Source organism: Nesterenkonia sp. DZ6, assembly GCF_022565835.1.
In the GTDB taxonomy this organism is placed as follows: domain Bacteria; phylum Actinomycetota; class Actinomycetes; order Actinomycetales; family Micrococcaceae; genus Nesterenkonia.
The window spans coordinates 308,211-333,043 of the sequence record NZ_JAJOYW010000003.1 but is presented as its reverse complement, the minus strand read 5'-3'; the positions used below and the strand labels follow the sequence as shown (position 1 = coordinate 333,043).

23 protein-coding genes are annotated in these 24,833 nt (G+C 68.5%); 3 read left to right on the top strand and 20 right to left on the bottom strand.

Features of this window, described 5'->3' with window-relative positions:
• Nucleotides 1–4: 4 nt before the first annotated feature.
• The 18 genes from panC to LTH93_RS09990 all read right to left on the bottom strand — a co-directional run bounded on the left by panC (nucleotide 5) and on the right by LTH93_RS09990 (nucleotide 17,409).
• The gene (gene panC / locus LTH93_RS10075) at nucleotides 5–946 is read right to left on the bottom strand and encodes a pantoate--beta-alanine ligase (protein WP_241470877.1); all 942 of its coding nucleotides are present in this window, start codon (nucleotides 944–946) and stop codon (nucleotides 5–7) included.
• A 93-nt stretch (nucleotides 947–1,039) separates the two neighbouring features.
• Entirely contained in the window at nucleotides 1,040–1,966 is a 927-nt protein-coding gene (locus LTH93_RS10070) for a Rossmann-like and DUF2520 domain-containing protein (RefSeq protein WP_241466347.1), read from the bottom strand.
• Nucleotides 1,956–3,749, bottom strand: a complete 1,794-nt coding sequence (locus tag LTH93_RS10065) for a PH domain-containing protein (RefSeq protein WP_241470876.1) — start codon at nucleotides 3,747–3,749, stop codon at nucleotides 1,956–1,958. The genes LTH93_RS10070 and LTH93_RS10065 overlap by 11 nt, the downstream gene beginning before the upstream one ends.
• Nucleotides 3,750–3,757: 8 nt before the next feature.
• Nucleotides 3,758–4,270: a PH domain-containing protein gene (locus tag LTH93_RS10060; RefSeq protein ID WP_241466349.1), complete on the bottom strand. Its 513-nt coding sequence runs from the start codon at nucleotides 4,268–4,270 to the stop codon at nucleotides 3,758–3,760.
• On the bottom strand, nucleotides 4,251–4,799 hold the full coding sequence (locus tag LTH93_RS10055; protein WP_241466350.1) for a DUF3180 domain-containing protein: 549 nt from the start codon (nucleotides 4,797–4,799) through the stop codon (nucleotides 4,251–4,253). The genes LTH93_RS10060 and LTH93_RS10055 overlap by 20 nt, the downstream gene beginning before the upstream one ends.
• Nucleotides 4,796–5,725 (bottom strand): 2-amino-4-hydroxy-6-hydroxymethyldihydropteridine diphosphokinase, encoded by a 930-nt coding sequence (gene folK, locus LTH93_RS10050; RefSeq protein WP_241470875.1) that lies wholly within the window; start codon nucleotides 5,723–5,725, stop codon nucleotides 4,796–4,798. Before folK ends, LTH93_RS10055 begins: the two co-directional genes overlap by 4 nt.
• A gap of 4 nt (nucleotides 5,726–5,729) precedes the next feature.
• Nucleotides 5,730–6,554, bottom strand: coding sequence for a dihydropteroate synthase (gene folP / locus LTH93_RS10045; protein ID WP_241470874.1), 825 nt, complete (start codon nucleotides 6,552–6,554; stop codon nucleotides 5,730–5,732).
• A 29-nt stretch (nucleotides 6,555–6,583) separates the two neighbouring features.
• A complete protein-coding gene (gene folE, locus LTH93_RS10040; protein ID WP_241470873.1) occupies nucleotides 6,584–7,243 on the bottom strand; it encodes a GTP cyclohydrolase I FolE in 660 nt (219 codons plus the stop codon).
• Entirely contained in the window at nucleotides 7,236–9,197 is a 1,962-nt protein-coding gene (gene ftsH / locus LTH93_RS10035; protein ID WP_241466354.1) for an ATP-dependent zinc metalloprotease FtsH, read from the bottom strand. The genes folE and ftsH overlap by 8 nt, the downstream gene beginning before the upstream one ends.
• A gap of 146 nt (nucleotides 9,198–9,343) precedes the next feature.
• A complete protein-coding gene (locus tag LTH93_RS10030; RefSeq protein ID WP_241466355.1) occupies nucleotides 9,344–10,696 on the bottom strand; it encodes a 2-hydroxycarboxylate transporter family protein in 1,353 nt (450 codons plus the stop codon).
• 371 nt (nucleotides 10,697–11,067) lie between these two features.
• Nucleotides 11,068–11,712, bottom strand: coding sequence for a GntR family transcriptional regulator (locus LTH93_RS10025; protein WP_241466356.1), 645 nt, complete (start codon nucleotides 11,710–11,712; stop codon nucleotides 11,068–11,070).
• A 40-nt stretch (nucleotides 11,713–11,752) separates the two neighbouring features.
• The gene (gene hpt / locus LTH93_RS10020; RefSeq protein WP_241466357.1) at nucleotides 11,753–12,304 is read right to left on the bottom strand and encodes a hypoxanthine phosphoribosyltransferase; all 552 of its coding nucleotides are present in this window, start codon (nucleotides 12,302–12,304) and stop codon (nucleotides 11,753–11,755) included.
• Between the two features lie 38 nt (nucleotides 12,305–12,342).
• Nucleotides 12,343–13,419 carry a tRNA lysidine(34) synthetase TilS gene (gene tilS, locus LTH93_RS10015; RefSeq protein ID WP_241470872.1) on the bottom strand — a complete coding sequence of 359 codons (1,077 nt, stop codon included), beginning with the start codon at nucleotides 13,417–13,419 and terminating at the stop codon, nucleotides 12,343–12,345.
• Nucleotides 13,416–14,486, bottom strand: a complete 1,071-nt coding sequence (locus LTH93_RS10010) for a zinc-dependent metalloprotease (RefSeq protein WP_241470871.1) — start codon at nucleotides 14,484–14,486, stop codon at nucleotides 13,416–13,418. Before LTH93_RS10010 ends, tilS begins: the two co-directional genes overlap by 4 nt.
• Before the next feature lie 81 nt (nucleotides 14,487–14,567).
• Nucleotides 14,568–14,705, bottom strand: coding sequence for a hypothetical protein (locus LTH93_RS10005; protein ID WP_241470870.1), 138 nt, complete (start codon nucleotides 14,703–14,705; stop codon nucleotides 14,568–14,570).
• A gap of 97 nt (nucleotides 14,706–14,802) precedes the next feature.
• A complete protein-coding gene (locus LTH93_RS10000) occupies nucleotides 14,803–15,282 on the bottom strand; it encodes an inorganic diphosphatase (protein WP_241465779.1) in 480 nt (159 codons plus the stop codon).
• 119 nt (nucleotides 15,283–15,401) lie between these two features.
• Nucleotides 15,402–16,691, bottom strand: a complete 1,290-nt coding sequence (locus LTH93_RS09995; RefSeq protein WP_241470869.1) for a DNA glycosylase AlkZ-like family protein — start codon at nucleotides 16,689–16,691, stop codon at nucleotides 15,402–15,404.
• Nucleotides 16,684–17,409: a GNAT family N-acetyltransferase gene (locus LTH93_RS09990; RefSeq protein WP_241470868.1), complete on the bottom strand. Its 726-nt coding sequence runs from the start codon at nucleotides 17,407–17,409 to the stop codon at nucleotides 16,684–16,686. The genes LTH93_RS09995 and LTH93_RS09990 overlap by 8 nt, the downstream gene beginning before the upstream one ends.
• A 135-nt stretch (nucleotides 17,410–17,544) precedes the next feature.
• On the opposite strand from LTH93_RS09990, the gene LTH93_RS09985 reads away from it, so the two are divergent.
• Nucleotides 17,545–19,260 carry a carbon starvation CstA family protein gene (locus LTH93_RS09985; RefSeq protein WP_241465583.1) on the top strand — a complete coding sequence of 572 codons (1,716 nt, stop codon included), beginning with the start codon at nucleotides 17,545–17,547 and terminating at the stop codon, nucleotides 19,258–19,260.
• Between the two features lie 140 nt (nucleotides 19,261–19,400).
• On the opposite strand, the gene LTH93_RS09980 is transcribed toward LTH93_RS09985, so the two are convergent.
• Nucleotides 19,401–20,189: an HAD family hydrolase gene (locus tag LTH93_RS09980; RefSeq protein WP_241470918.1), complete on the bottom strand. Its 789-nt coding sequence runs from the start codon at nucleotides 20,187–20,189 to the stop codon at nucleotides 19,401–19,403.
• A gap of 320 nt (nucleotides 20,190–20,509) precedes the next feature.
• Between LTH93_RS09980 and LTH93_RS09975 the strand changes: the two genes are divergently transcribed.
• Nucleotides 20,510–21,880 (top strand): aldose epimerase family protein, encoded by a 1,371-nt coding sequence (locus tag LTH93_RS09975; RefSeq protein WP_241470867.1) that lies wholly within the window; start codon nucleotides 20,510–20,512, stop codon nucleotides 21,878–21,880.
• A gap of 77 nt (nucleotides 21,881–21,957) precedes the next feature.
• Here LTH93_RS09975 and LTH93_RS09970 read toward each other — a convergent pair whose 3' ends face one another.
• Complete coding sequence (locus tag LTH93_RS09970) at nucleotides 21,958–23,337, bottom strand: ROK family protein (RefSeq protein ID WP_241470866.1); 1,380 nt, start codon at nucleotides 23,335–23,337, stop codon at nucleotides 21,958–21,960.
• Between the two features lie 114 nt (nucleotides 23,338–23,451).
• Between LTH93_RS09970 and xylA the strand changes: the two genes are divergently transcribed.
• Nucleotides 23,452–24,633: a xylose isomerase gene (gene xylA / locus LTH93_RS09965; RefSeq protein ID WP_241465586.1), complete on the top strand. Its 1,182-nt coding sequence runs from the start codon at nucleotides 23,452–23,454 to the stop codon at nucleotides 24,631–24,633.
• The last annotated feature ends 200 nt before the right edge of the window (nucleotides 24,634–24,833 follow it).

Genomic DNA, 24,833 nt, shown 5'->3' with positions numbered 1-24,833 from the left:
CAGCCTACTCCCGGGGCTGTGACCTGCCCGGACTCAGGATCACGTTGTCGATCAGCCGCACCGGTCCGACCCGGGCGGCGATCAGCGCCAGCGCACGCCCGCGCAGCACCCCGTGCTCGTCGAGCAGCGCGTCGCCGGGCTGGAGCTCCTCCAGGGAGTCAGGGTCGACGACGACCAGGTAGTCCAGCTCCACACCCTCGGCAGATCTCAGCTCCTCCACCTGATCGGCCACTCCCAGCCGGCGCTCGGAGGCGGCGTCCTCGCTCAGCGCGAAGAGCGCGGCGGGAATGGCCAGCGCCGCGGAGTAGTCGGTCTCATCCAGGCGCTGGTTCCTGCTGGAAAGGGCCAAGCCGTGCTCATCCCGCACGATCGGAACGGTGCGGATGTCCACGTCGATGTTCAGGTCTGCCTTCATCCGGGTGATGATCGCGACCTGCTCGGCGTCCTTGGCGCCGAACCAGGCCTCGAGCCTCGCGGGCGCCGGGGGGCTCATGATGTTGAAGAGCTTCGCGACCACGGTGACCACCCCGTCGAAGTGTCCTGGGCGCGCGGCCCCCTCCCAGCGGGTTCCGAGCTGCCCGGCGCTGACCCGGACCAGCGGGGCGTGCGAGTCGCCGGGGTACATCTGCGCGAGGTCCGGGCTGAAGATCAGATCGACCCCGTGGGCACCCAGCAGGGCGACGTCGCGCTCTGGCGTGCGCGGATAGTGGAGGTAGTCGGCGTCGTCGTCGAACTGCAGCGGGTTCACGAAGATCGAGGCGATCACGATGTCTGAGGCAGCCCGGGCGGCGTCGACCAGAGCGGCGTGTCCGGAGTGCAGCGCCCCCATCGTGGGGACCAGCCCCACCGCGGGGGCGGCCCCGCGTTCGCGGACGTGCGCGGCGACGGCCTCGGCGAGCGCGGCGCGGAAGCTGGAGACAGTGGTCAGTACCTGCGGTGGAGTCACCGGGACAGTCTAGGACCGCGCGCGGCGCTCGCCCGTCGCCCGTCGCGTCGGTCAGGGGCAGCGGGGCGGGGCGGAGGCTGCGAGAAGCGCGGGTCAGGCGTCGAGGACGTCGAGCAGCTCGGCGGCCTTCGCGGCGGTGATCATGCTGCGATCCAGGGCACGCTGGGTGGTCGCGCGCGCCATGGCCATATACGCGGTGCGGATGTCGGCGGGCAGCTCCGAGGTCGCCAGCAGCTGCACGTGATGCCGGAGCGTGCCGACGTCTCCGCGAGCCACCGGCCCGGTCAGCGCGCCCTCCCCCGAGGCCAACGCGTTGTCCAACGAGGCCTGCATCAGCGGGCGCAGCACGGTCTCGGCGCGCTCCACCCCGATCCGGTGCAGCATCTCGGCTGACTGCCCGGTGATCGTGTTCAGGTGGTTCGAGGCGTGCGCCAGCGCCGCGTGATAGGTCAGCCGGTCGGCCTCGCGGATCACCACCGGCTCCCCGCCCATCTCCACCACCAGTGCCTGCGCGATCGGCAGCACGGGCCCCGGCGCGGTGACCCCGAAGGCACAGGTGTGCAGCTTCTGCAGGTCCATGCTCAGCCCGGTGAAGGTCATCGCCGGGTGGATCGCCAGTCCGATGGCGCCGCTGCGCTGGGCGGGAGCGAGCACCTCGGTGCCGTAGCGGCCGGAGGTGTGCACGATCAGCTGACCGGCCTGGATGTGGCCGGCCTCGGCCAGCCCGGAGACGAGCTCGGCGAGGGCGTCGTCGGGCACCGCGAGCAGGACCAGCTCAGCCCGGCGCATGATCTCCGGGATCTCCAGCACCGGCACCCCGCCCAGCAGGGATTCGGCGCGGTTGCGCGAGTCCTCCGAGACGGCGTGGGCGCCGATCACCGAGTGACCGGCCCCGCGCAGCGCCGCGCCCAGCACCGCGCCGACCTTGCCGGCGGAGATCACGCCGACGCCGAGGCGACCTTCCCGCTGGGAGGGCGGGAGTTCCGCGGCATAGGGATCCACGGGCTGCTCAACGGTCACGGGGGTCCTGTTCCTGGTAGGTCGACGGGGCAGCGGGGTGTGCCGGTCCGGTGGTGCTGGGCTCCTCCGGTGCCGCCAGCGCCTCGGCGGCCTTGCGCTCGAACTCGCGGAGCTCCTCTGCGCGCATCCACTGATTCCGATCGCTGTAGCGGCGGGCCTGGGCGGCATGATCGGACTCGTATTCGAAGAGGTCCTTGACCGCGTCGAGGTCCTGGTTCTTCAGCTTCGCCGCGAACGGGCCGGCCGGGGAGTGGATGAAGATGTCAGCGATCGCTCGCCGGCGCTGCAACGGCCCCTGGGTCAGGCTCAGCGACTGGATCCGCTCATGCGGGACCATCGTCAGCTGCCGCGAAGCCCTTCCGTCGCGGAACATCAGCGCGGTGGGGGTGGTGCGGAACCCGCGACGACGGCGCACGATCGGGTCGAAGAAGCGGGCCCGGCGGGGCACCTCGGTGTAGCCGAGCTTCGTGCCTGAACCGGTGAGCCCGGCGGTGAAGACCTCTTCGGGGTTCTCGACCTGCAGGTCAGGGAACATCTCCGCGGCGGTGACCATCACGTCGTCGAGCCGACCCACGGGCAGCAGCACCGAGCGCTTCTCCCCGATGCCGTAGCCGGCGACGGTGACCACGATCTTGAACCACCTGAACGGGCGCCAGAGCACCGGCTGCTGGATCTGCAGCGCCTGCACCCGACCCGGAGGGATGGTCTGATTGGTGGTCTCGAGCAGCCCGTAGCGCACGCGCAGCCCGGAGCTGGTGGCGGTGGAGGTGAATCCGAAGCCGGAGCTGAACTGCTGGTAGTAGATCGTGATCGCCGCGATGCCCATCGGGATGACGGCCGGGAGTGCGGCTCCGGTCAGCACGGCCCAGATCGACACCGACCCCCCGTCGGAGCCGACCGCGAGACCGATCCCGACGGCGACCACGGCCATGACCACGATGACCAGGACGAAGATCGTCCCCCAGCCGCTCAGCACCGAGCCGATCAGCCGTCCGGTGGGGACCTTCGCGATGAGGCGGTCCTGATGCGCGGCGCGATGCAGACCCGCAGCTGCACGGCCGGTGGGGGTGGGATGAATCGGGGCGTAGGGGTCGTGCGCGGCGTAGGAATCATAGCGGTGGGCAGCCTCCGCGGAGTCGGGATGCGTGAAACCGGCATACGCGGAGCCGGGACCCCCGGGCACCTCCCCGAATCCCTCGACTTCCGCCGGCGACTCGCTCCGGCCGGCGGCGCGGTCCATGATCTCGGAGCGCAGCTCTTCGGCCTGGGACCTCTTCAGGAACGCCAGGGTGGCGGCGGTGCCGTCGCCCTCGGCCACCTCGAACTTCAGCTCGGCGAGGCCGGTGAGCCGGGCGAGCAGCGGCTGGCGCAGGTCCACGGCCTGGACCCGGTCGATCCGGGCCTGACGGTGCTGGCGCACGAAGATCCCGGACTTCACCATCACATGCTCGGCGGTGATCTTGTAGCGGGTGAACCACCAGGAGAGCGCGAAGCCGGCGAAGATCAGCGCGACCACCAGCAGCACGCCGCCGGCGCCGAGCAGGAACGGCATCGGGTTGGACTCCACGTTGCGCTGGATCTCGCCGCTGCGGAACGCCTCCCAGGCATCCATCCAGCTCTGCCAGTTGTAGCTGAGCAGGAGGCCCGGGATGGCGACGACGGCGAGCCCGCCGCGCACGACGGGGCTCAGCGGGTGGACCTTGGTCCAGGTCGCGTCGAACCAGCGCTCGGAGGTGCGCTTCGGCTTCTCGGTGGCGTGGTCCTCGGTGGCTTGTTCGTTCATGCGCCGGCTCACAGACCAGCCAGGCGAGCCTGGCCGCGGACCGAGAGCTCTTCACGCAGCCGTGCGCCCTCCTCGCGGGAGGCGCCCGGGATCACGGCGTCGGTGGCCGCGGCGGCGGTCTTCAGCTGGACCGTGCAGAGCCCGTAGCGGCGCATCAGCGGCCCGGCCTCGATGTCGACGTACTGCAGCCGGCCGTAGGGCACCGCGACGACCCGCTGGAAGAGGATGCCGCGGCGGATCAGCAGATCGTCCTGGCGCTCGTGGTAGCCGATGGCCCTGATCCGACGCGGGATCAGCCAGAGGTCCACGGCCGCCCAGGTCAGCAGCACGGCGGAGACCACGATCTTGATCCACAGCGGGATGCCGCCGAAGACCCCGAGGGTGTCGAGCACGATCGGGGTACCGACCACTGCCAGGGTGATCACCCAGCCGAGGATGCCGGTGATGAACTTCACGGTGATGTACCGCTCGTCCACCCGGGTCCAGGTGACACCTGTGGGATCAATGGGTTCCGCGGGCATAGCCCTCCTCGGGTATCGGTCCTGTGTTGCGTTCGGGCTCTCTGCGGCGCCCCTCGCCCGGTGGATTCTCGTCCGGGGGGATCCTGCAGAGCAGCTCGACGACGAATCCAATGATCACCCAGATCGTTCCTCCCGTGATCATCAGCAGGGATGAGTTCACGTTCGGCGCGGTCAGCGCTGCGGCAGGCACCAGGTCCCCGAGGATACCCGCATGCCAGCCGGCGATCAGCGCCCCGGCGTAGGCGCCGGCCTGTCCGGCGGTGAGGACCCGGACGGCGTGGAGCGGGTGCAGGCTGCGCTGGCTGCGCCGACCCTTCGCCGCCGCGGTCGCGATCCTGCGCTGATCGCGCCAGACCATCAGCCCCAGGGTCAGCACGATCAGCGCGATCCCGAGCAGGGTCACCAAGGAGGTCCGCGGCAGCACCGGGGAGCCCATCCCGTGGGCGGACAAGTAGACGGTGGTGATGAACCCGACGAGGGCGGCGACGGCGCCGATGATCAGCAGGCGCAGCACGGAGAGCCGGCTCATCGCGCACTCTCCAGCGGTTCCACGGCGCCGGCATCGGCGGCATGCCGAGCGAGTTCGGCCACCGACGCTCCGGCCAGCTTCGCCTGCGGGTCCATCCAGGTCCAGGGGACCAGCACGAATCCACGCTGTGCGGCCCGCGGGTGCGGGACCTGCAGCGTCACCGAGGAGATTCCTGCCTGGCCGTAGGTGATGATGTCGATGTCCAGGGTGCGCGGGCCCCAGCGGATCTCGCCGTTCGCGGCGCCGCGGGCCCGGTGGTGTTCCTGCTCGATCTGCTGGGTGCATCCCAGCAGGGCATGCGGGCTCAGCGTGGTGGCGATCTCGATGACCTGGTTGTGGAAGTCAGGCTGCCCGGCAGGCCCGCCCACCGGCCTGGTCTTGGCCACCGGGGACTGCTTGAGCACCCGCACCTGCTCCGCGCGGTCCAGCGCGGCGACCGCCGAGGCCAGCGTCACTGCGGATTCCCCGAGGTTGGATCCCAGCGCCAGCACGGCGGTGACCTCCGCGGCGGGGGTGGCGTCCGGGTCCAGGCCGGGAGCCAGGTCGGCGCGGTCCCGGCGGGCGGTCACCGAGACGTCCTGGAAGGTCTGGGTCAGCGGCGCCTGCGGCTTGTGCACGGTGATCTCCGCGGCGGCAAGGCGCTCATCGCCGGCAAGGATCTCCCGGGCCAGGTGATCGGCGAGGGCCTCGATCAGGTCGAAGGGCTCGCCGGTGATGGCGGCGTGGATCAGCTCGGCGATCTCCACGTAGGAGACGGTGTCGGCGAGGGCATCGCTGCGACCGGCGGCGCGGAAGTCCAGCGTGAGCTCGGCGTCGACCCGGAAGATCTGGCCCTCGCGCTTCTCGAAGTCGAAGACCCCATGGTGGCCGGTGGCCGTGAGTCCGGTGAGCCGGATGGTGTCACGGGAGCTGCTCCTGCTGGACATCCTTCTAGCTTCTCAGCTTGTCGATCACTTGCACAGCATCGCGGCTTCCCTGCACGTCATGGACCCGGACTCCCCAGACGCCGGCCTGGGCCGCCAGCGCCGAGAGCACCGCCGTGGCGGTGTCCCGAGCCTCCCCGGAGGTGACCGGGGCGAGGAATCCCTTGCGGGAGGCCCCGAAGAGCACTCGGTGCCCGAGCCGGACGAAGCTCTCCAGGCTGCGGATCAGCTCCCAGTTCTGCTCAGGGGTCTTGGAGAACCCGATCCCGGGGTCCAGGATGAGCTGTTCGCGGCGGGCACCGGCGTCGAGATAGCGGTCCCGCACGGCGAGCAGCTCGGCGATCACGTCCACGAGCAGCGAGTCATAATCGGTCAGCGACCCCATCGTCTGGGAGTCTCCGCGGTTGTGCGTGATCACCACCTGCGCCCCGGACTCGACGATCAGCTCCGGCATGTCCGGTTCGGTGAGCGCGCCCGAGACGTCATTGATGATGAGCGTCCGCGGGTCGACTCCGCGGCGATCTGCGCATTCAAAGGCGGCCCGGGCGGTCGCCGCGCGGCGGGTGTCCACCGAGACGGCGATCCCGCAGCCCAGCAGCTCCTCGATCACCGGCAGGATCCGGCGCTGCTCCTCGAGCAACGGTGTGGGCTGCGCGCCGGGGCGGGTGGATTCCCCGCCGACGTCGATCAGTGCCGCGCCGGCCTGGGTCATCCGCAGCGCCTCGGTGACCGCGGCCACGACGTCGGGGGTGCCCGCGCCGTCGTCGAACCGGCCGCCGTCGGAGAAGGAGTCCGGGGTGAGGTTCAGAATCCCCATGATGGAAGTGCGCATCTGGCTCTCCGATTCAGTCAGGAGGGTTGCTAGTGGGGCCGGCCGTGGAGCATCAGGCTCATCGCCTCGGCGCGGGTGGCGGCGTCGCGGAGCTGACCGCGCACCGCAGAGGTGATGGTCCGCGCCCCGGGTTTGGAGACCCCGCGCATGGACATGCACAGGTGCTCGGCCTCGACGACGACCATCGCCCCGCCAGGAGCCAGATGCTCGACCAGGGCGTCGACCACCTGAGTGGTGAGCTGCTCCTGGACCTGCGGGCGCTTGGCGAAGATGTCCACCAGCCTGGCGAGCTTGCTCAGTCCGGTGACCTTGCCCTCCGGGGAGGGGATGTAGCCGATGTGGGCGTGGCCGAAGAAGGGCACCAGATGATGTTCACAGGTGGAGTAGAAGGGAACGTCGCGGACCAGCACGAGCTCCTCGTGGCCGATGTCGAAGGTGGTCGACATCAGCTCGGCAGGGTCCTCGCGGAGACCCTGGAAGGCCTCCTCATAGGCCCGGGCCACCCGGGCCGGGGTGCCCTTGAGACCCTCGCGCTCCGGGTCCTCCCCGACGGCGAGCAGGATCTCGCGCACCGCAGCCTCGATCCGCGGCAGATCCACCGAGCCTTCAAGCGGGGTGACCGCACCGGCGGCGCCGACGGAGCGACTGCCCGACCGGTCGGCGGATGGGGTGGGAGGGCGGTCAGGCATCGGAGTTCTCGCCGCCGAACTGGTATTCGGGGTCCCGCTCGTCCTCCGGCACCACCTCGGAGGTGATCGTGACCGGTCGTCCCGGGGAAGATTCCCAGATCTGGCGGACCGGGCGCTTGATCACGTCGTGGAAGATCGCGGCGACCTCCTTGGCATTGAGGGTCTCCACGCGGAGCAGCTCCTCGGCGAGGCGGTCGAGCACATGCCGATTCTCATGCAGCGCGTGGTAGGCCTCGTCGTGGGCCTCGTCGATGATGGCGCGGACCTCGGAGTCGATGACGGAGGCGAGGTCCTCGGAGTACTCCTTGCCCTGGGCCATCTCGCGTCCCAGGAACGGGCTGGTGTCGCCGGAACCGAGCTTCACGGAGCCGACCCTCGCGCTCATCCCATATTCGGTGACCATCCGGCGTGCGGTCTCGGTGGCCTTCTGGATGTCGTTCGCGGCCCCGGTGGAGGGGTCCTGGAAGACGATCTCCTCCGCCACGCGGCCGCCCATGGCGTAGGCGATGGTGTCCAGCAGCTCGTTGCGGGTGGTGGAGTACTTGTCCTCCTCGGGCACGACCATGGTGTAGCCCAGGGCGCGGCCGCGCGGAAGGATCGTGATCTTGGTGACCGGCGCGGAGTAGTTCAGCGCAGCCGCCACCAGCGCGTGGCCGCCCTCGTGATAGGCGGTGACCCGGCGCTCGTGGTCCTTCATCAGCCGGGTCCGCTTCTGCGGTCCGGCCATGACCCGGTCGATGGCCTCGTCGATCGCGCGGTCATCGATCAGGTCGGCGTTGGAGCGTGCCGTGAGCAGCGCGGCCTCGTTGAGCACATTGGCCAGATCCGCACCGGTGTAGCCGGGGGTCTTGCGGGCCACGGCCTTGAGGTCGACGTCGTCGACCATCGGCTTGCCCTTGGCATGGACCTCCAGGATCGCGCGGCGGCCGGCGAAGTCGGGAGCCTCCACGGGGATCTGTCGGTCGAAGCGGCCGGGACGCAGCAGCGCCGGATCCAGCACGTCGGGCCGGTTCGTGGCGGCGATGACGATGATGTTGGTGTTGGCGTCGAAGCCGTCCATCTCCACCAGCAGCTGGTTCAGCGTCTGCTCGCGCTCATCGTTGCCTCCACCCACACCGGCGCCGCGCTGGCGGCCCACGGCGTCGATCTCGTCGACGAAGATGATGGCCGGGGCGTTCTCCTTGGCCTGCTTGAAGAGGTCCCGCACGCGGGAGGCGCCGACGCCGACGAACATCTCCACGAAGTCCGAGCCTGAGATCGAGTAGAAGGCGCCGCCGGCCTCGCCGGCCACGGCCTTGGCCAGCAGCGTCTTGCCTGTGCCGGGGGCGCCATAGAGCAGCACGCCCTTGGGGATCTTCGCCCCTAGGCGCTGGAACTTCTCGGGCTCGGAGAGGAACTCCTTGATCTCATGGAGCTCCTCCACTGCCTCTTCAGCGCCGGCCACGTCGCCGAACGCCACCTGGGGCATGTCCTTGTCGAACATCTTGGCCTTGGACTTGCCGAACTGCATCACCCGGGAGTTGCCGCCGGACATGCGGGTCAGCAGCCAGATGAAGAGCAGCGCGATGATCAGGAAGGGGATCATGAAGCCGAGCATGGAGAGCAGCCAGTTCGACTGCTCCGGCTCATCGGTGTAGCCCTCGAGGTCAGCGTCGGCGATGGCCTCGACCACGGTCTCGGCGCGAGCCGAGGAGTAGAAGAAGTGGACGACGTCGCCGACCTCCTGCCCGTCCTGCTCATACGGGGAGCTCAGGTTCAGATCGACGCGCTGGTCGCCGTCCTCGACGGAGGCCTCGACGACCTCACCCTCGGCAAGGAGCTCCATGCCGACATTCGTGTCCACCCGCTGACCGTTGGCCGAGGAGGAGAACATCATCGGCACGACAAGCAGCAGCAGCACCACCGCCAGGACGATCCAGAACAGTGGCCCGGTGAAGATCTTCTTGAAGTTCATGCAGCTCCGTCAGACGCAGATATACCTAGCATCTAAAGGTACTCGGGCTCGAGGTGATGGGGCTAACCCGGGCTGGACAAGTTCGCCTCCGGGAGAACTCGCCCAGCCGGGAGCGTGCGCCGAACGGAGGGGGCGAAACGACCGGGTCAGCCGATGATCGGGATCAGCAGCGAGACCGTCAGCAGCACCAGGGCCCCGCCGATCCGGGAGGAGACCTGCAGGAACGGCATCAGCTCAAGCCGGTTCGCGGCGGAGACCACGGCGACATCCCCGGTGCCGCCCATGTCGGTCATGCCCATGCCGATGGCGATCGAGGTTTCGGCGTAATACATCTTCACCAGCCAGCCCAGCGCACCGGAGACCAGGATCGCGACCACTACGGCCAGCGCCACGAGCACCGGGTAGCGCCAGTCGGAGAGCAGCCGGCCGAGCTCGTCGAACTCGAAGAAGGTGATCGAGATGCCCACCAGCAGCGCCGGGGTCAGCGTTCCGGAGACGAACCCGAACCAGTTCGAGACGGCGTCCTCGAAGGAGGCTGGCATCAGTCCGAAGATCTTGATGGAGGCAGCCAGCAGAATGGTCCAGGCGTAGGCGTGCAGCCCGGGGACGAACTCCGCGATGATGCTGCCGGCCAGGAAGAGCGTGGCGGCCAGGGTCAGGCCCACGACGAGCACGTTGAAGGATCCGCTGGTGGGCTTCGGCCTGGACTTGAACTGATCAGCGCTGCCTTCGACCCGCACGATCTGCCCGTTGCCGTTGAAGCCGACGAAGAACTGCTGGCCCTTATAGGTGATGCCGTTGAAGATGCCGGCGCAGAAGATGGTCAGCACGTTGGCGATGATCACCGCGGGGATCAGCTGTGCCACATAGGCTCCGGCGTCGCCGCCCATCTGGTCTGAGTAGATCCCGGACATCGGCACGATGCCGGCGCCCACACCTCCGCCCATGATCGGAGCCGCCACGAAGAGCACCGAATCGCGCAGCCCGAAGCCCAGCGCGGTTCCCACCGCGCCGACGACGACGAAGACGGTGATGATGGTGCCGATCAGCGGCACCGCGATCCGCGCGCCGGCCTTGAGCAGCAGCGCTCGCGGCATGCCCAGGATGGAGCCGGCGATGAGACTGGCGACGTAGAAGTCGATGAAGCCGATCTCGGAGCCGTCGGTGAAGATCTCCATGTTCTCCGCAAGCGACTGGGGGAACCAGCCGAAGTGGAGCAGGATCGCCGGGGTCAGGATGCACAGCACGGTGGGCAGGCCGTAGTTGCGCAGGCCGGGCACTCGTCCGCCGAGCCAGTTCAGCAGCGCCCCGACCAGGATGACGACGGCGAAGCCGGCGAGCATCGTGTTCGGCAGCACTCCCAGCGCGGCGCAGAGCAGGATGACGCCGAACAGCAGGGCGAACCATCCGATGGGCAGACCCATGATGCGGGTCCAGCTCTCGGGCCGGTCAAACTCCTCGGCGGCGTCTGCGTGGACCGGCTCGGCCGGCGTCGTCATCCTGTGGGTCTCGCTGGAAGTCCCCTCGCCCGGAAGCGTCTCGGAGGGGGATCCTGCGGGCTGCATTGCCCGCGATTCAGTCTCGCCGCGCACGTGTCTCCTCGAAAGTCTCAGATGCCTGACCGCGCGGGCTCACTGCCTGTGTGTGGCACGTCACCGGTGTGGCCAGCGTTACGCTACTTTGCATTTTATAAAGTATCAACTGAGGCGAGCGGTGCGAGGATTGGCGAGGCGAGCGGTGCGAGGATTGGCGAGGCGAGCGGCACCCTGCATGAGGCGGCGGACGGACCCGGCATGGGGCGGGTGCCGGTGTGCCAGTGGCCCGGGATGCGCCAGGGTCCTCGGGCCGGAGCGGCTCGACGGCCGGAGGCTCAGAGCTTGTTCAGGGCGGCTTCACGGCCGTGTTCGATGTGCTGCGCGGTCAGTGCGGCTGCGGCATCCAGATCCTCGGCCACCAGGGCGTCGAGGATCGCGTGGTGCTCACGGCTGGACTGGGACACCCGCTCCTGATCTGCGTAGAGGCCCAGAGAGGGATAGGGCATGCCGGCCCAGAGCTGGTCGATGAAGCCCATCAACAGGGCGTCTCGGCTGAGCCGATACAGCGCGTAGTGGAAGGCCTCGTTGCGCTGCACGACCTCCAGCGCGGTCTGTGCCTGATCGCAGGCGCAGACGAGCTCGCGCAGATCCTCGAGATCACCTGGGGTCAGCTGCTGCCCGGCCTGGCGCACCGCGAGCGGCTCGAGCACGGTGCGCAGCCGGTAGACCTGCTCGATGCGTTCCGGGGTGAGCTCGGCGATGAAGGTGCTGCCGTGCGGGTCGTGAACCACGAACCCTTCGGCCTGAAGCCGATTCAGCGCTTCGCGCACCGGTGTCAGGCTCATGTCGAGCATGTCGCTCAGGTATCTGAGCGTGATGCGCTCCCCCGGCGCGAGCTCGCCGGCCTGGATGCTGCTGCGCAGGCTGGAGTAGGCGGCCGCGGCCTTGCTCACCGGCCGCACCGGTACGATCTCATCCACAGCCCAGCTCCTCCCGTGTCTGCCGCGGCGAGCGGTCAGCTCACTGGTAGACGTGCGGAGCCAGGATCCCGACACAGTCGAGGTTCCGGTACTTCTCGGCGAAGTCCAGGCCGTAGCCGACGACGAACTTGTTCGGGATGTCCATGCCGACGTACTTCACGTCGATGTCGACCTTCACGGCGTCGGGCTTGCGGAAGAGTGTGCAGATCTCCAGCGAGGCGGGCCCGCGGGATTCCAGGTTGGTCTTGAGCCAGGACAGCGTCAGGCCGGAGTCGATGATGTCTTCGACGATGAGCACATGGCGGTTCATCAGGTCCGCATCGAGATCCTTGAGGATGCGCACCACCCCGGAGGACTTGGTGCCGGAGCCGTAGGAGGACACCGCCATCCAGTCCATGGTCACGTGTGAGCTCAGCGCGCGGGCCAGATCGGCCATGACCATGACCGCGCCTTTGAGAACGCCGACCAGCAGCACGTCCTTGTCTGCGTAGTCACGATCGATGACTGCGGCAAGTTCTTTGATCTTCGCGTCGATCTCATCCTTGGTGTAGAGCACCTCGGTGAGATCTGCACTGACATCCTGAGCGTCCATGGGTGGTGTCCAGCTCCTTGTAGAAGGTCTCGCGTTCCTCAGTTCAGGCGTGGAACGATGACAAGTTTCGCATAGTCCGGGCTCCCCCGCGTCCCGCGGTGCGCGCTGACCCCTCCCTCCAGCTCGATCGGGCCCGCCGATCCGGTCTTCGCCAGGAGCTTCTCCACCGCGCCGAGCCGCTCGAACGAGGGGTTGGCGCCTCCCGCGGCGACGACGGCGAGCGCGATCACCCGGCGTCGGATCGCCGGCGGCGCGCCGAGCAGCGCTGGCAGCGCCATCCGCAGCTGCCCCTGAAGCCCGGGATCTTCGAGCAGCAGCTCAAAGTGGGCCTTCGCCTCCTGGTCCAGGTATGCCGCATCCTCTGCGGCGATCTGTGCGGTGCGCGCCAGCGATTCTCGGATGGAGCTGCTGAGCTGGTCCTCGAGATAGGGCAGGATCTCGGTGCGGACCCTCGAGCGCAGGAAGCGGGGATCCGTGTTCGCGGGATCCTGCCAGGGGCTCAGCTGCGCATGGGCGCAGATCTCTTCGGTCTCGGCGCGGGTCAGCCCCAGCAGCGGGCGCCGGAATGGGCCGCGCACGGCAGGGATCCCGGCCAGGCTGCGGGTCCCCGACCCGCGGGCGAGGCCCAGCAGCACCTGCTCGGCCTGATCATCACGGGTATGGGCCAACAGGATCCGAGTGGCCCCGGTCTGGGCCAGCGCCTGGGAGAAGGCCCGGTAGCGCGCCGAGCGGGCTGCCGCCTCGGGGCCCTCGCCGGAGTCGGGGTCCACGGTCGCCTTCACGGAGATCACCGGGTGCAGCCCAAGGCGTGTCAGCTGGGCCCGCGCCGTCGTGGTGACGGCCTCGCTGTCCGGGTGCAGCTGGTGGTCCACGACGACGGCGCCCACCCGTGCACCGCCCGGTGCGCTGGGGCTGTTGTCAGGGCTGGGGCTGTTGTCAGGGCTGGGGCTGTCCCTGCCGCCGTCGCGGCGCTGCTGGTGGAAGCCGGCGGCAGCGGCCAGGGCGAGCGAGTCGGCTCCGCCGGAACAGGCCACCAGGGTCAGCCCCTCAGGATCAAGGACGGCTTCGACGGCGCGGCGCGCCCGGTTCACCGAGTCGGGGAAGCGGGGGCTCACGCCAGTCCCATGCGCTCGATCCATTCCTGCGGGTGGTGCAGCTCATGCTCGGTGGGCAGGTGCTCGGGGGACTCCCAGATGATGTTGAAGGAGTCCATGCCGATGGCATCCACGATGTGTCCGACGAACTTCTGTCCGTCCCGGTACTGGGCGGCCTTCACGTCGAGCTGGAGCAGCTTGCGGATGAATTTCTCCAGCGGGGTGCGGGTCTTGCCGCGGGCTTCGAAGCGCCGCCGGATGGTCTTCACACTGGGCACGATCGAGGCGTCGACCCCGTCCATGATGACGTTGGCGTGACCCTCGAGCAGGCTCATCACGGCGGTCAGGTGGGACATGGTCTCGCGGTCCTGCGGGGTCTGGATGACCTCGACCAGTCCCCGGCCGGCCCGGACCTGCTCGATGATCTCCCCGAGCCGATCCCCCAGTCCTGAGGCCATACCCATGGTGGAAGAGCTCAGCTCGGTGATCTTGGCCTTGAGATGGTCGGCGAGCCAGGGCGCGGCGGCGAACTGCACCCGGTGGGTCTGTTCGTGCAGGCACACCCAGAGGCGGAAATCCTCGGGCACCACGTTGAGCTCGGTGGTGATCTCCACGATGTTCGGGGCGACCAGGATCAGCCGGTTCTGCGTGAAGGGATCGAACTGCCCCAGCACATTGGCGGAGAGGAAGGCCAGCACCGCGCCGAGCTCGGCGCCGGCGAAGGAGGAGCCGAAGACCTGCGCGTTGGAGCCCTCCTTGCCGAGTTCCGGCTTCTGCTCCAGGGCGACCTTCAGCGCGGGCCCCAGCAGCTCGCGGAAGCTCTCCACATTGGCCTTGGACCACGTGGCGCGGTCCACCACGAGGGTCTCGGCGGGATCGGCGCCCAGGTTCCGGGCCGCCTCAAGCCCGGTGATCCGGTGCACGTGGTCGACAGCCTCGGCGGCTGCGCCGCGCAGGGCGGCCACCTCCTCCTGGACCTGGGCGGCGCTGAACCGGGGCCCCGCCGGGGCCACTCGTGCCGCCGTCGTGGTGGCGAGCTCCCAATTGATCATCAGGTCACTGGCTTGTGCCGTGGAGGTGCTGTTCATCGGTCCATCACACCACAACAACCTCAGCTCCGTGACAGCGCCGCCAGCCGGGCGGCCGGGCTCAGCCCATGGCGGCGACGCTCAGCCCATCACCCGGCCGGTGATCTGGTCCAGTATCTTGTCGCTGAGCATCCGTCGGCCGAAGAGTCCGGCCCAGGCCAGGTGCCCCAGCGCGCAGCGGGTGCTTGGACGCGGCGGGGTCCGCGAGCGCGCGAACACCGCCGCACGCAGCGAGTGGGCGATATGAGCGAAGATCGCCGTCGAAGACGGCGGAAAAGTCGCTCAGATCGCCCACTCGCTGGGAAGTCGGGCTGGGTCAGCCCTTGAAGCGCTCGATGGAGCGGGTCAGCTCGGCCTCAGCCTCTTCGCGACCGGCCCAGCCCTCGATCTTGACCCACTTGCCGGGCTCGAGGTCCTTATAACGGGTGAAGAAGTGCTCGATCTCCTGGCGCGTCCACTGATCCACATCCTCGAGCTCCTGGATGTGATCGAAGCGCTTGTCCTTGGGGACGCAGAGCAGCTTGGCGTCGCCGCCGCCGTCGTCGGTCATGTTCAGCACGCCCACCGGGCGGGACTCCACGACGACGCCGGGGACCAGGTCCACGCCCGGGATCCAGACCATCGCGTCCAGCGGGTCACCGTCTTCACCGAGGGTGTCATCGAAGTACCCGTAGTGGGTCGGGTACTGCATGGGGGTGAAGAGCACGCGGTCGAGCCGGAGACGGTGGGTCTCATGGTCGATCTCGTACTTCACGCGGGAGCCTTCGGGAATTTCGATGGTGACATCGTGAGTCAGGGCCACGGGTTCTCCTAGTGTTGAGCGTCAAGAGCACTGCTGTGCGGCCGCACCGGAAGCCCGTGAAGGATTCTCGCTGCGCGTCCGCTTCCACGGCCAAGCGTACACATTGCGCCCGGTCAACGGTCTCGTGCGGCGTCCCGGAGCTCCACCTCGGTGCCGAGCTGGGCGCCCAGCGTCCCGGCCCCGGCGCGGGCCCGGGCCGTGACCGCGCGGGTGCTGTGTCCACGTTCAGGGAAGATCCGGTTGAGCTGCAGCACCCCGCCCACGCGCTGGAGGTCCACCCGGCCGACCATCTCGGTGCCGGAGAGCACCGCCATGACGTAGTGGCCGTAGAGCCGCTTGTCCTTGGGCACGTAGGCCTCGAAGCTGTAGTCGAAGTCGAAGATCCGGCGGGCCCGACCGCGGTCTCGCAGCAAGGGGTCGAAGGGGCCGATGAGTCGGGACTGGGCTGCCGGTGCGGTGCCGAGCGGCGAGGTGGTGTGTGGGGAGGGCTGCGGAGTGGCGTCTGCCTCAGGGGCGGCGCGATCGGGCACCGGGTCCAGCAGCTGTGGGTGGCAGTAGGCGAGGTCCTTCCATCCCTGGACCTGCAGCGCGGTGAGCCCGGCGAGCGCGATGCCACGGGCGGCGTCGGCGGTGGAGAGGTGGTAATGGTGGGCGAAGTCGGCCGCGGTCATCACCGCGAGGGTTCCGGCGGCCCGGCGGGCGAGATCGGCGCGCAGCTGATCCCTCGGGAGGTGTGCCGCTTCGAGGATCGGTGCAGGCAGCGCGCGTTCAGGCAGGTCGAAGAGCCGGATGATCCCGTTGCGCGCGGTGATCACCAGCTCCCCGGTGCGGACCATGAGCTCGGCGGCGTGCTTGATCTCAGACCAGTTCCAGCCGGTGGTGCGCGTGGCGCCCATCGCGGCTTCGATGGCGCCGATCTGGGCGCCGCTCTCCGCCGCGGCGACCACCTCGCGGATCTGCGCGCGCATCTTCGGATCGAGGCTCAGCGCGTAGGTCTCGCGGACGCGTTCGCGGCGCAGCTGCAGCAGCGGCCAGTCCTCGATCGGGAACACGCAGGCGACCTTGGTGAAGGCCTCGAAGGAGACCGGCGCCCCGTGCAGCGGAGCTCCCGCCGGCCAGAGCGAGGAGTCGATGTCCTCGGCCCGGGCGCTGCGCGGCAGCCGGGTCAGCGTGGTGAGCCGCTGCGCGGTGGAGACCCGGGTGAGCGGGTCCAGCTGGATCAGCCCGATTCCGCGCAGGACTCCCGCCGCGCTGGCGTAGAACCCGGGGCCGGCCGGGGCAGGGATGTGCTGGGCACCTGTGACGACGGCGCGCACCCAGTCGGTGCTCACGGGCAGCGCGGGCGTCGTCGTCGCCGGGGGTGCCGGCGTCGAGCGCGCGGGGCCTGCCTCTGACTCAGTCATGACCGAAGAAGCCCCTGAGTCGGTCGTTGCCGGTGACCTGGATCTGCCAGGGCGGGCGGAGCAGGTCGTTCTTCGGCAGCCGGAACATGTGCTCCCATTCGGGCTTCTCGCCGTGGGCATCCGGGACCCGACGGGTGCCGGCGGTGAAGTAGCCCAGCGTCTCGGCGACCCGCCGCGAGCGCTCGTCCCAGGTGGAGGCGCCGGACTCGGCGTATTCCGCGCCGAAGTGGTCGAAGGCCCACAGCAGCATCGCGGCGTGAGCCTCGGTGCCCAGGCCCTGGCCCTGCCGGTCGGCGCGCAGCCAGCTGCCGGATCCGATGGTGCGCAGCACGGACCAATCCTCGGCGCGGCAGTCCTGCATCCCGATGAGCTCACCGGGCTCTTGGGTCAGGCAACCTTCGGCGCTGCCGGCACCCTTGAGGAAGATTCCGAGCATCAGACTCCACTGGTCTGGGCCGATCTCGGATCGAGTGGACCACAGCCGCGGCAGCGCACTCTTCGGAAGTTCTGCAGCTTCCTGCTCGTTCCTGGCATGGCGGAACGGATTCCTGCTGGTCTGGGTGACCCCCGATGTCGCGGCGTCCGCATACGCAGGAAAGTCGGTCTCGCGCACGACCCGCAGCTCGATCCGTGCGGATTCGATGCGCAGGGCGAAGGGCGGCCAGAGCTCCTCCAAGGTCAGTGCGGGGGTCACCGGGCGCTCGCTGGGCTGGGGCATCTGATGATCCTAGTCGCGCGTCACGACTCGGCGGTGTCCTCGCTCACACAATCTGCGTACTATGTCTGCCATCACATCACTCGCACCGTAACCGGCGCCTGCCCTCATGCAGGCGCCCCCAATGAGGAGGTCAAGATGGACGGAGTCAACTCTCTGGTCATCGCCGCGATCGGCGTCGCTATGATGCTCAGCGGCTATTTCCTGTATTCGCGGTTCCTCGCGAAGAAGGTCTACAAGCTCAACGCGGAGTTCAAGACGCCCGCGCATCAGTTCAACGACGGCGTGGACTACGTCCCCACGAACCGTTACGTGCTCTGGGGCCACCACTTCACCTCGGTGGCCGGCGCAGCGCCCATCGTGGGCCCCGCCGTCGCCGTCATCTGGGGCTGGCTCCCGGCGTTCATCTGGGTCACCGTCGGCACCGTGTTCATCGCGGGCATGCATGACCTCGGCGCACTCTGGGCCTCCCAGCGCAACCGCGGCCAGTCGATCGGCACGCTCTCGGGTCGCTACATCAGCGCCCGCGGCCGCAACCTGTTCCTGGTCGTGGTCTTCCTGCTGCTGCTCATGGTGGTCGCAGCCTTCGCCGTGGTGATCTCGAACCTGCTGGTCTCCCAGCCGGGGGCGGTCATACCCACCTGGGGCGCGCTGATCGTCGCGCTGCTGGTTGGTCAGGCGATCTACCGGTTCCGCTGGAACCTGCTGGCAGTCACCGCAGTCGGCGTCATCGCGCTCTACAGCCTGATCATCCTGGGCAACGCGTACCCGATCGAACTGCCGGAGAGCACCTTCGGCCTGGCGCCCAACGGCGTCTGGATCATCGTGCTCTTCCTCTACGCCGGCATCGCCTCGCTGCTGCCGGTGTGGGTGCTGCTGCAGCCACGTGACTACATCAACGGCGTGCAGCTCTTCATCGGTCTGGGCATCCTCTACGGCGCAACGATGTTCGCCACTCCGACCATCGTGGCTCCGGCGATCAACACGAACCTGCCTGAGGGCACCCCCTCGATGATTCCGCTGCTCTTCGTCACCATCGCCTGTGGCGCGATCTCCGGCTTCCACGGCACCGTCGCCAGCGGGACCACCTCGAAGCAGCTGGACCGGGAGACCGATGCGCGCTTCGTCGGATACTTCGGAGCCGTGGGCGAGGGCCTGCTGGCCCTGGGTGCGATCATCGCCACCACCGCCGGCTTCCAGACGCTGACCCAGTGGGAAGAGGTCTACTCCTCCTTCAACGACAACCCGGTCGGGAACTTCGTCGCGGGCGGCGGCGCGATCGTCAACGCGGGCCTCGGGATCCCGGTGGGCCTCTCGGCCACCATTCTGGCGACCATGGCCGTGCTCTTCGCGGCGACGACCATGGACACCGGCGTGCGCCTGATGCGCTTCGTGGTCCAGGAGATCGGCGAACTCGCGAAGATCCGGATCGGCGTCATCACGGCGACCATCGTGGTGATCGTGATCGGTGGCGGGCTGACCTTCTCGCAGGGCGCCGACGGCTCCGGCGGCATGCTGATCTGGCCGCTGTTCGGCACCACCAACCAGCTGCTGGCCTCGCTGACCATGGGCATCATCGTGGTGATGCTGATGCGCAAGAACCGCCCGTTCCTGCCGGTGCTGATCCCGATGGCGTTCGTGCTCGTGATGAGCTCCTACGCCGCTGTGGTCCAGGTGTTCAGCTTCCTCGAGAACGGCGAGTGGCTGCTGTTGACGATCAACGTGGTCATCATCTTCGCCGCGGTCTGGGTCCTGGTGGAGTGCATCATGTCTATGAAGCGGGCGTGGAGCGGGGAGAAGGAGCCCGAGGACGACGTCGCGCTCACCGCAGACGAGAAGCTGCCCCTGCGCTGACCTAGCTTCCTAGAGCCCCACCCTCATCGAGTGGGCGATCTGAGTGATTCTCCGGGCCGGAACGGCCGTTGAATCCACTCAGATCGCCCACTCGATGTGTTTGTGGGGCGGATTGGGCGCGGGGTGACCGCCCCCGCGCCTCAATCCTGCTTCAGAATGCTGCGCAGAACCGGCACCAGTCCGTCTTCCTCGACCGGGGCGGTGAGCTCGTCGGCGACGTCGATCACTTCTTGGGGCGCCTGCCCCATGGCGACGCCGCGGGCGGCCCAGCCGAGCATCTCGATGTCATTGCGCCCATCACCGACGGCGACCGTGTCCTTGGCGGGCACCTGGAGCCGTTCGCGCAGCGCCTCCAGGGAGGACCCCTTGCTGACTCCGGAGGCGGCGATGTCGAGCCACGCCGACCAGCCCACCGAATAGGTGACCCCGTGCAGGCCGATGCTCTCCACCGCGGTGGCGAAGTCCTCAGCGGTGGACTCGGTGGAGTTGACCACCAGCCGGACGGCCTCGGCCTCCTTCATCTCCTGGAAGCTCACGCCGCGGGCATCGAGGCCGAAGGACATGTCCTCGAAGCGTTCGGTGGAGAGGAAGTCGCCGACGGAGGTCTCGATGGCGTAGCGGGCATTCGGCAGCCGCTCCACCAGCGCGTCCAGCGCGGGAGCGGGGTCAAAGATCCGCCGGTCCAGGACCTCGTAGCCGTCCTCGAGGGACACATCGATCCGCACGGTCACTGCGCCGTTGCTGCACACCGCGTAGCCGTGTTCGATGCCGAAGGTCTCGACCACGGGAAGCGTCGCCGGCAGGGACCGGCCGGTGGAGACCACCACCGTGTGCCCCTCGGCCACCAGGGCGCGACCGACCTCCTTCACGGCGCCGGACATCCGACCGTCGTGGAAGACGATCGTGCCGTCCACGTCCAGGCAGACCATCTTCTTCCCCGGGGTATGGGAGAAGCTGCCGCCTGCGCCGGCCGCCGGGATCGAGAATTCTTCAGAAGTCGTCACTGCAGATGTATTCATTGTCATCACACTCGCTCGGAAGGGGTAACCGGTCATTATGCCTTATGGGTCAGTCTTGCACCCCCGCACCCCGAGGTTCGGCACGAATAGGCCGGACTATCGCCTTTTGGGTACTGTTGCCATACATGTAACTCTGCGTTTCACTGCCACCGTCCGCCTGGTCTTCAGCCGGGTCGGGGCAGTGTCAGGGAAGCGCAGAGAATTGCGACGCTTCGTAGGAGGCACCACAAATGGACGCGATGAACTCGGTATCCATCACCGGCGGCGGATACACGGCAGAGGTCAGCCTTCTCGGCGGCCAGCTGCTCAACCTCACACATCACGAGGACGAGCTCATCGTGCCCGCCGCGAAGACCGACGGCTCCTTCGCCGGGGCCGTGCTGGCTCCGTGGCCCAATCGGACCAAGGGTGGCAGCTACACCTACAACGGGGTGGAGCACCTGCTTCCGGTCAACGAAGAGGCCACCGGTGCCGCCCTGCACGGACTGCTCATCGACCTGCCGCTGCGCGTGATCTCCGAAAAGGAGTCCGAGGTGCAGCTGGCGGGCTGGCTGGAGAGCTCGGAGGGATACCCCTTCGGCCTGGACATCGCCCTGACCTACCGGGTCTCCGCCGACGTCGGCCTCGCCGCGACACTGATGGCGCGCTACCGCCCTGAGCAGCTGGAGGACGGCGCCCCGGAGACCGAGGCACCTCTTGTCGAAGCTGATGACAGCGTTCTGGCCGCAGACGGCGTCGAAGCCGGTGATCTTGAAGCCTCAGAAGGCGCGAGGGACGACGACGACGACGTGAGCCCCGGTGCCGACGAGCCCGACAGCGCAGGCCTCAGGGCAGCCGAGCCCGACAGCGATACGCCTGACGCCGACGCTGCAGACGCCCTCGCCGCAGACAGCGACACCCCTGACGGCGACACCCCCGACGGCGAAACAGCCGAGGACGAGGATCTCAAGCACGACCTGGCTGCCTCCGCCAGCGAAGACCAGGAGAGTGCGGCCCCAGACGCCGCGGTCGCCGATGCCGACGCGACAGACACCGAAGTCGCCGACACCGACGTCCCCGACGGCGAAGCCTCAGAAGCCGAAGTCCGCGACGCCGACGCCCCTGATGCTGACATCGATGGCACCGACGCGACCCCCGCCCAGGTCCCGCAGACCGCGCCCTTCGGCGCCGGCTTCCACCCCTACCTGACTGCTGGTGGGGCCTCGCTGAGGGAATGCCGGCTGCGGCTCCCCGCCCGGACGATGCTCAAGACCAAGGCCGATGGCACTGTGACCGGCCGCAAGTCGGTCTCTCAGGACTTCGACCTCACCAACGGCCCGCTGCTGGCCGGGCGCAACATCGATCACGCCTTCACCGATCTGCCCGAGGAGGGCTGGACCGCGGAACTCATCCACGGGCCCTCAGGGTTCGTGGTGCGCATGATCGCCGACTCGCCCTGGGTCCAGGTCTACACCGGGGAGCGGATCGATCGCGCCGGGGTGGCCGTCGAACCGATGACCTGCCCGCCGAATGCGCTCAACAGCGGTGAGGACCTGATCCACCTGGAGCCCGGGAAATGGTTCCGCATGGGCTACAGCATCGAAGCCATCCGAGCCGACTGACACCCCTCAGCTGCGGCGCTCCACTCATGGGCACACGCTGCCCGGGGTCATGCAGGCTCGGTTCATGCAAGCTGGGTTCACCCGGGCTGGGGGACCCACTGCAGCGGCGCGTCCACCACGCAGCGCATCGCGCGCAGCGCACCGCCGGTTGCCGCCGGTGCCGACTGGCTCGAGGCGGTGCGCACCCGGAAGGTGCTCCACTGCGCGGAGAGCACCCGGGAGTTGAGCTCCTTCCCGATGCGCGGACGCAGCATGTCCGCGAGCGGGCCGTAGACCCCGCCGAGCACGATGTCGTGGACGTCGAGCAGGTTCATCGCCCCGGCCAGCGCCACGCCGAGCGCCCATCCGGCGCGGTCGATGGCCTGGCAGGCGGTCCGGCCGGCGTCGTCGTCGCGCTGACTGAGCTCCACCAGGTCCTGCGCGGTGGCGGTGCGCTCCATCCCGGCGGCCGCGAGCAGAGAACGCTTCCCGGCGTAGGTCTCCAGGCAGCCCAGCGCTCCGCAGCCGCACTGCGGCCCCTCCGGTTCCACCGAGATGTGCCCGATCTCTCCGGCCCAGCCGTGCTGTCCGACGTCGACCACTGATTCGATGACCACGGCGGCCCCGATGCCCATCTGCGCGGAGACGTAGAGGAAGGTCTGCTCCTGCTGATCAGCCGCGGCCAGCTCCTGCGCCACCGCAAGCGCTGCGAGCTTGGCCTCGTTCGCGGCATGGATGAATCCACCAAAGGCGTCACGGTGCTCACCGACCAGCAGCGGCACGGCGTCCACGCCGCGCCATCCGAGGTTCGGGGCCAGCACCAGCGAATGCTCGTCGGCGCCGATCAGGCCCGGCAGTGCCAGGACGGTGCCCACCACGCGCGCGCCTCGGGCGGTGGCCTGCTGGGCCACCCGCAGCGCCATCGCACCAGCCCGAGGCAGCACGGCTTCTGGATCCGAGCCGCGGAAGTCTCCGTCGATGATCTCCTCGGCCAGGGTCTCCCCGGTCAGATCCAGCGCACGGGCCGCCATGAAGTCCACGCTGATCTCCACGCCGAGCCCGGCCAGGGTCGCGCGCGCAGGGTGCAGCGGCACGGCCGGCCGGCCGCGGGAGCCCCCGCCGACGGCCGGGGAGCCTTCGCGGATGATCCCGGCGGCGAGCAGGTCATCGACCAGCCGCGAGACGGTGGAGCGGGTCATGCCGGTGCGCATCGCCAGGTCAGCCCGGGAGAGCGGCTCGACGGCGGAGAAGATCTCTTCGGTCAGCAGCAGCAGGTTGGATTCGCGCAGCGTCTCTTGGCGGGCGCCGGGGCGGGAGGACTGGTCGCTGGCCGCTCCGTCTCCGCGCGGGGCGCGGGAGAAGTCGCCGTGGTCGTCTCCGGAGCTGCGGCCCAGCCGGGCGAGCGAGCCGCGCGAGGTCACGCCGAACGCCGTACTGGGGCTCGGTCCTGCCGTCCTGCGGGGAGTGTCTCGGTTCACGGACTTGATCTTAGCCCCAATAGGATTTAGGTTACATCTAGAAACAAAATGAGTGCCGGGTCACAGCTTTCCCGGTGCACCCGGAACCATTCCTTTTCCTTGCAGGAGGCCCCCATGGCATCGACGCCAGCATCTGACTACAAGCTTTCCTTCGGTCTCTGGACCGTCGGATGGACCGCGCAGGACCAGTTCGGTTCGGCCTCCCGCCCTGCGTTCGAGCCCTGGGAGTACCTGCCGAAGCTGAAGGAGGCCGGCGCGTCCGGCGTCACCTTCCACGACGACGACGTCGCCCCCTTCGGCACCGACGACGCCGAGCGCGAGAAGTACTTCACCCGGTTCAAAGAGGTGGCGGACGAGGTCGGTCTGAAGGTCGAGATGGTGACGACCAACACCTTCTCCCACCCGGTCTTCAAGGACGGCGGACTCACCTCCAACGATCGCTCGGTGCGCCGCTTCGGCCTGCGCAAGCTGCTGCGCAACGTCGACCGCGCCGCGGAGTTCGGCGCCGAGACCTTCGTGATGTGGGGCGGCCGTGAAGGCGCTGAGTACGACGGCTCCAAGGATCTCTTCGCCGCCCACGAGCGCTACGCCGAGGGCGTGGACACCATCGCCAGCTACATCAAGGACAAGGGCTACGATCTGCGCATCGCACTGGAGCCCAAGCCCAACGAGCCACGCGGTGACATCTTCCTGCCGACCATCGGTCACGCGCTTGGCTTCATCGCCCAGCTCGAGCACGGCGACATCGTCGGGCTGAACCCGGAGACCGGTCACGAACAGATGGCCGGACTGAACTTCACCCACGGCATCGCGCAGGCGCTGTGGGCGGGCAAGCTCTTCCACATCGATCTCAACGGTCAGCGCTCCATCAAGTATGACCAGGACCTGGTCTTCGGCCACGGTGAACTGGCCTCGGCGTTCTTCACCGTCGACCTGCTGGTCAACGGCTTCCCAGGCGGCGGACCGAGCTACGACGGCTGGATGCACTTCGACTACAAGCCCTCCCGCACCGATTACGTGCAGGGCATCTGGGACTCGGCCAAGGCCAACGTCGAGATGGTCACCATGCTCGCCGACAAGTCCAAGGCCTTCCGTGCGGACCCCGAGGTCCAGGCTGCGTTGAAGGACTCAGGCGTCTACGAGCTCGGCGAGTCCACCCTGGCCGCCGGCGAGTCGCTCACCGACTTCCTCGCCGACACCTCCAGCTACGAGAAGTTCGACGTGGACAAGGCAGCCGAGCGAAACTACGGCTTCGTGAATCTCAACCAGCTGGCCATGAAACACCTGATCGGCTGATCCTCACCAGTTCGGCCGGGCCTCGGCCGAACAGCTGAGCTTCACCGCGTGGCCGGTCGCATCAGGACACTGGAGCGGCCGGCCACCGCTGTGGGACCCTCGAGAAACGACCCCAGACCATCCCCCACGCCAGCTCCCCCGCCAGCGCCAAGGGCCGACCCTGACCGGCAGCCTGCCCGGGCGAGCGTCACGAAAGGACA